5 protein-coding genes are annotated in these 6,237 nt (G+C 60.2%); 2 read left to right on the forward strand and 3 right to left on the reverse strand.

What is annotated here, in order from left to right; all coding sequences use genetic code 11:
• Positions 1-223: 223 nt before the first annotated feature.
• Both AB4043_RS15760 and AB4043_RS15765 read left to right on the forward strand, forming a co-directional pair.
• Positions 224-1,585 (forward strand): bifunctional folylpolyglutamate synthase/dihydrofolate synthase, encoded by a 1,362-nt coding sequence (locus tag AB4043_RS15760; RefSeq protein WP_442307474.1) that lies wholly within the window; start codon positions 224-226, stop codon positions 1,583-1,585.
• 9 nt (positions 1,586-1,594) lie between these two features.
• The gene (locus tag AB4043_RS15765) at positions 1,595-2,122 is read left to right on the forward strand and encodes a lysophospholipid acyltransferase family protein (RefSeq protein ID WP_442307475.1); all 528 of its coding nucleotides are present in this window, start codon (positions 1,595-1,597) and stop codon (positions 2,120-2,122) included.
• Positions 2,123-2,490: 368 nt separating this feature from the next.
• Here AB4043_RS15765 and alaC read toward each other — a convergent pair whose 3' ends face one another.
• From alaC to ychF, 3 genes are all read right to left on the reverse strand, one after another.
• Complete coding sequence (gene alaC, locus AB4043_RS15770) at positions 2,491-3,681, reverse strand: alanine transaminase (RefSeq protein ID WP_442302250.1); 1,191 nt, start codon at positions 3,679-3,681, stop codon at positions 2,491-2,493.
• Positions 3,682-3,855: 174 nt separating this feature from the next.
• A complete protein-coding gene (locus AB4043_RS15775) occupies positions 3,856-5,271 on the reverse strand; it encodes an arylsulfatase (protein WP_442302251.1) in 1,416 nt (471 codons plus the stop codon).
• 85 nt (positions 5,272-5,356) lie between these two features.
• A partial coding sequence (ychF, locus tag AB4043_RS15780) for a redox-regulated ATPase YchF (RefSeq protein WP_442307476.1) occupies positions 5,357-6,237 on the reverse strand: 881 nt, incomplete at its 5' end.

Here is a 6,237-nt window from a genome sequence, read left to right on the forward strand (position 1 = left end):
ATGTCGTGCATACTGTGTGCCTCTTTTCTGCGGAGCGTCTTCCCGCTCCTGCCAGAGTCAGAATCTCTCGAAGGTGCTCCGGTGAACATTCCACTTCGGCAAGCGGCCGCGAACGGTGGTGGGATTCCCTATTCCACCTTGGTGGTAGGTGGTCATAAGACGTGTCATCGAACGCTGACATCAGGGGTTTGATGGCACGCCTAAAATAGGGGGGGAGCCCGTCATGTCCTACCAGCTTGCCGTCGAACAGCTTTACGCCCGTGGCCACGAGCTTGCGCCGCCACAGCCGGGTGCGYCCCGCCGCAAGTTCGACCTCGCCTATATGCGCCGGTTGATGGCCGAGTTGGGCGATCTGCAGACCACCTTCCCGTCCGTGCTGATTGCAGGCACGAATGGCAAGGGATCGACGGCGGCGGCGCTGGCCAGTGTTCTGACCGCCTCGGGTTATCGCGCCGGACTCTACACCTCGCCGCACCTGGAGCGTATCAATGAGCGCATCCGCATTGGCAATGAGTTGATTGGTGACGAGACCTTCGCACAGCTCTACTTCCGTGTGGATGACACGTCGAACCGTCTGGTCGCTGCTGGAGAGTTGCCGCATCCTCCCAGCTTCTTTGAGGTGATGACCGCGATCGCCTTCCTCTACTTCGCGGAGCAGAAGGTTGAGATTGCCGTGCTGGAGGTTGGCCTGGGCGGGCGTCTGGATGCGACGAATATCGTCGAACCCGTCGTCTCGGTGATTACCGATCTCGGGCTCGATCACATGGACTACCTCGGACCAACACTGACGCACATCGCGAAGGAGAAGGCCGGGATTCTGCGCAAGAACGGCGTGATGGTCACGCTGCCGCAGCATCCTGAGGCGAACTACGCTCTGGGTGAAGTCGCGGTGCCCCTGGAGGTGCGTGGCGTCAATGCCGCTGCTTATATTCCTGACCGCGGCCTGGCGCAGACAAGTCCTTTCCGCAATGTGTATCCCCTGCGTGTGCTTGGGGAAGATGTCATCATCGATGCTCCCTTGGGGGGAGCACACCAACAGCGCAATCTCGCACTTGCGATTGCCACCGCAGTCGAGCTTCGCGAGCATCATGACTTTGCGAAGATCACTGCCGGCAGCATTGCCGCTGGGATTCACCAGACAGAATGGCCGGGACGTCTAGAGGTGCTGACCCGCGGCGGTGTGGAGTTCCTGCTGGATGTGGCTCATAACCCTGACGGCGCATGGACACTGCGCTCCGCGTTGGGCCAGCTTCCGGAGTCGCGGCCGCGCACGCTGCTCTTCTCCTGTCTGCGGGACAAAGCAGTAGACGGCATTGCGCAGATACTATTCCCGCTCTTCGATGCAAGTGCCGATCGCGTGCAGGATCACATTGTGCTGATGCCGATGATGAATCCGCGCGCCGCGTTGATCGATGACCTGAAGCAGGCTGCCGCTCGTCTGGATATCCCTGCTGAGACGGCGCCCGACGTTGCCGCTGCCGTGGAGCAGGCTCGCGCCGTTRCGCCAGCCGGCGGACTCGTGGTTGTGACCGGTTCGGTTTATTTGATTGGCGAGGTGCGTCATATTCTGAGGAAAGAGATGTAACTGACTACGATGGCGAAACCGACCACCGCACAGAAGCTTCTGACATACGTTTTGCTGGCGCCGTTGATCGTGGCGTCCACCGCGTTCTTTGGCATCATCTCGTTGATTACGTCGTTGTGGGATAAGGGCGGGCGGCAGCAGCATGCCATTGCGCAGGTGTGGGCGAAGTCACTGCTGATGCTCGCGTTCTCGCCGATGACCATCATCGGCCGCGAGAAACTGGGCCGTGTGGGAGTGTACGCGTCAAACCACATCAGCTACATGGATACACCGGCGCTCTTTGGCAATCTGCCATTCCAGTTCCGCATCCTGGCGAATCACTATCTCTTCAAGATTCCGTTTATTGGATGGCATCTCACGCGTTCTGGCCAGGTACCCATCGACGGGGATCCGATCGACACCACCGGACTTACGACGAGAGATGCTGAGGCTGTCACAAAGAAGCTGCACGATGCGATTGCGGAGATGTACTACGCGCATAGCGATGTACAGCGGCCGGCGAAGGAAGAGCCTGCGGTGTCGGCGGAGCTGGCTTAAAAGCCAGGACGTGGCCTTCGGCCACGATAGTTGAATTGTTGAATTGTTGAATGGTTGAATAGGTGGGTGCCCATTCATATGGAGCTACCTTCGAATCCTTGTTTTGTCATTTCGCAGCGGAGCGGAGAAATCTGCTTCTCTACGCATGTCGTTTGACGTTTGGAAAAACGGTCGCGCATAGCGGGATACCCACCCTAAACCCCACGCTTCGCGATAACACCGCGAAGAATGGGGCAGCGGGTGCGGTGCTTGGGTTGTCGCGTTGGCTCCGTCTAAAAGCAGGTCCTTCGCTAATCACCCCAGCGAACAAGTTCGCCGGGGACCCCGAACGCTCAGGATGACAACTTGTAAAAGATTAGCCAGATTCTTTAGTCGCCGATGGGCTTCGAGAACATGTGCTTGATGCCACGAAGCGCCTGGCGAGTCCGTTCTTCGTTCTCGATCAGTGAGAAGCGAACGTACTCATCGCCGTACTCGCCGAAGCCGATGCCGGGGCTTACCGCGACCTTGGCCTGTTCGAGTATCAGCTTTGAGAACTCGAGCGACTTCAGATGGCGATACTGCTCGGGAATGCGAGCCCAGGCGAACATCGTTGCCTTCGGCAGATCCACCGGCCAGCCCAGCTTGTTCAGGCCGTGGACCAGGACGTCGCGGCGTGAGCGGTAGTTGTCGCAGATGGCTTTGACGCAGTCCTGCGGGCCTTCCAGGGCGAGAATGCTGGCGACCTGGATCGGCGTGAAGGTGCCGTAGTCAAAGTAGCTCTTGATGCGGGCCAGAGCGCCGACGAGCTTCTGATTACCGACCATAAAGCCAACGCGCCAGCCGGGCATGTTGTAGCTCTTCGAAAGCGTGAAGAACTCGACGGCGATGTCTTTGGCTCCGGGCACCTGCATGACGCTGGGAGGCGTGTAACCGTCGAAGGCGATGTCGGCGTAGGCGAGATCGTGCACCAGCCACACACCGTACTCCCTGCAGATGGAGACCAGCTTCTCGAAGAAGGGAAGATCGACGCACTGTGCGGTCGGATTGGCAGGGAAGTTGACGATCAGCACCTTGGGGCGCGGCGTCATACGCGGAATCACGTCCTGAATGCGCGACAGGAACTCGTCGGTCGAGTCAGTGATGGGAATGCTAAGTACATCGGCTCCTGCGATCACAGGGCCGTAGATGTGAATCGGGTAGCTGGGGTTGGGCACCAGCACGGTGTCACCCTTGTCGAGCACGGCCAGGCAGAAGTGGGCGATGCCCTCCTTCGAGCCGATGGTCATGATGGCCTCGGTCGCGGGATCGAATTCGACGTTGTAGCGCTGCGCATACCAGTTGCAGATGGCTTTGCGCAGACGGGGAATCCCCTTCGAGAGCGAATAGCGATGCGTGCGCGTCTTGTGCGCCGCCTCGATCATCTTGTCGACAATATGCTGCGGCGTCGCGCCGTCAGGATTACCCATGCCGAAGTCGATGATGTCTTCGCCGCGCTTACGCGCCGCCGCCTTCAGCTCGCCGGTTATGTTGAAGACATAGGGCGGAAGGCGTTTGATTCTAGGAAATTCGTCGCTCACAATGTCTCTATTTTCCCACGTGAGTTGGATGGGCTTGGTTCGGAACCTTCCGGAACGCTGGAAAACGGTAGTGGGATGTTGATGATTCCGGTTCCTGACGAAAGCAAAAACGGTTCGCGCGGAGCGCGAATACCCACGTCCCAGAATCGAGACATGGGGCACCCGGTGCTTGGGCTATTCGGGCGCTTTGGCTCCGTTGGCTGGAGGATTGTCCGGGTACTCGGGTGACTCGCGGTGGGCCTTCTTCATCTCCTCGTCCATACGGGCGACGATGTCGGGATGCTGGGCGGCGATGTTCTTGCTTTCCCAGGGATCGACGCTCAGATCGTAAAGTTCCAATTTTGCGCCCTTCTTCAGACGCACTGCCTTCCATTTGCCCAGGCGTCCGGCCTGGCGGTAGACGGGCTCGTAGAACTCCCAGTAGAGGAAACGGTCTTCGCCGGTGCGTCCGCTCAGCAGATAGGGCCGGATGCTGATGCCGTCGGTGGGCTCTGATGGAGCTCCGGCGAGGTCGAGTGCCGTGGGCAGGAAGTCGGGGAAGTAGACAGGCATCTGGCTGATGGAGCCGGCCTTGATCTGGCCAGTCCAGCGAACAATTAGCGGATCGCGAATGCCTCCCTCGTACATGTCGCGCTTGTAGCCGGTCAGGTTGCCGTTGGAGTCGAAGAAGTCGATGACGCGCGTCTGCGCCGGTGTGGGTTCGGAGCGCGGACCGTTGTCGGAGGCGAAGAAGATGACCGTGTTTTCATCCAGGTGCAGACGTTTCAGTGTGTCGAGGATCTGCCCGATGCCCTTATCCATCCACCAGATCATCGAGGCGTAGGTCTTCTCATCGTCAGACCAGCCCTTCTCCTCGGCGTAAGGCCCGAAGTCCGGAGCGGTGTAGGGACTATGCGGGCTGTCGAAGGCGGTGTAGAGGAAGAAGGGCTCGTCCTTGTGCCGCGTGATGAAGTCGATGGAGTCTTCAGTGATCATCACCGTGTCGTAGCGGCCCTGGCGGCCGCTCGCGTTTTCGGGGATCTCGATCTCTTCCTCATTGCGCATGCGCTTCGCCGGCCAGTAGCCCTGCGTCTCTTCGCGCTGCGTCAGCCAGCCTTTGAACTCTTCGAAGCCATGACGATTCGGCGTGGCCTCGGGATCGTAGCCATCGAGATGCCATTTGCCCATCAGACCAGTACGATAGCCCGCCGGGCGCAGGTAGTCGGCCACGGTGCGGTCTTCGGGAAGCAGGCTGGCGCGACGAATCTCTTCTTTGCCCTTATGGCCAACCTTGCCCGCCGCGAGAGCGAAGTTGTCGCGGACACGCGCGTGGCCGCCGTGCAGGCCGGTCATCAGCGTGCAACGCGATGGACCGCAGACCGGAGCCCCGGCGTAGCCCTGCGTGAAGCGCATGCCCTGCGCCGCGAGACGGTCGATGTTCGGGGTTTTGATCTTGGCGGAGCCGTAGACGGCGGGGTCGCCCCATCCCATGTCATCGGCCAGGATGAAGAGGATGTTTGGCCGGCGGGAGGTGGTGGCGGCAGTCAGCACCGGGGCGGCCGCGGTTGCGGCTGCTCCCAGCGCCGATGCAAGCAGGGTACGGCGCGTCATCGACATCGGAACGGTTCCTCTTGTCCACGGAGATGATGTGGATATAGAAACTATTCTTGCATTGAAACGCGACCGCGTCTTGAAGCTAGACGTTGAACTTGAAGAAGAGAATGTCGCCGTCCTTGACGACGTACTCCTTGCCTTCCGAGCGGTAGAGGCCCTTCTCCTTGACGGCCTGTTCGCTGCCAAGAGCGAAGAGATCGTCGCAGTGGTAAGCCTCGGCGCGGATGAAGCCCTTCTCGAAGTCCGAATGGATCACGCCTGCCGCGCCCGGAGCCTTGGTACCGCGCTTGATGGTCCAGGCGCGGACTTCGGTGACACCGGCGGTGAAGTACGTGATCAGATGCAGCAGCTTGTAGGCAGCGTGGATCAGGCGGTTGAGGCCGGGCTCTTCCAGCCCCATAGCGGAGAGGAACTCCTTGCGCTCTTCCAGATCGAGGAGCGCGATTTCGCTCTCCATCGCGCCGCAGATACGCACGACCTCGCTGCCGTCTTCGGCGGCGCGCTTCTCCACCTGTGCTGTCCACTCATTGCCTTCGGTCAGTCCGGCCTCGTCGACGTTGGCGACGTAGAGCATGGGCTTCTGGGTGATGAGGAAGAGCTCGCGGCTGGCGATCAGTTCGTCTTCCGTGAGGTCGGCAACGCGCGCGGGCTTGCCCTCGCCAAGCACGGCCTGCAGCTTCTTCAGCGCGGAGAGCTCGCTCTTCACCTTGGCGTCTTGCGAGTTCTTGGCAACCTTTTCGGTCTTCACCAGCCGCTTCTCGACGGATTCGAGGTCGGCGAGCAGAAGCTCGGTGTTGATGACATCGATATCGCTGAGCGGATTAACGCCGCCGGCAACGTGGACGACATTGTCATCAGTAAAGCAGCGGACGACGTGCGCAACAGCATCGGTGGAGCGGATGTGGCCGAGGAACTGGTTGCCGAGGCCTTCGCCTTTGCTGGCGCCCGCGACCAGACCGGCGA

It is taken from the genome of Terriglobus sp. YAF25 (genome assembly GCF_052113305.1).
Lineage (GTDB): Bacteria > Acidobacteriota > Terriglobia > Terriglobales > Acidobacteriaceae > Terriglobus.

Excerpts from the sequence above, each read along its gene's own strand:
- AB4043_RS15765 (WP_442307475.1), top strand. The coding sequence starts at position 1,595 with ATGGCGAAACCGACCACCGCACAGAAGCTTCTGACATACGTTTTGCTG.
- AB4043_RS15775 (WP_442302251.1), bottom strand. The coding sequence starts at position 5,271 with ATGACGCGCCGTACCCTGCTTGCATCGGCGCTGGGAGCAGCCGCAACC.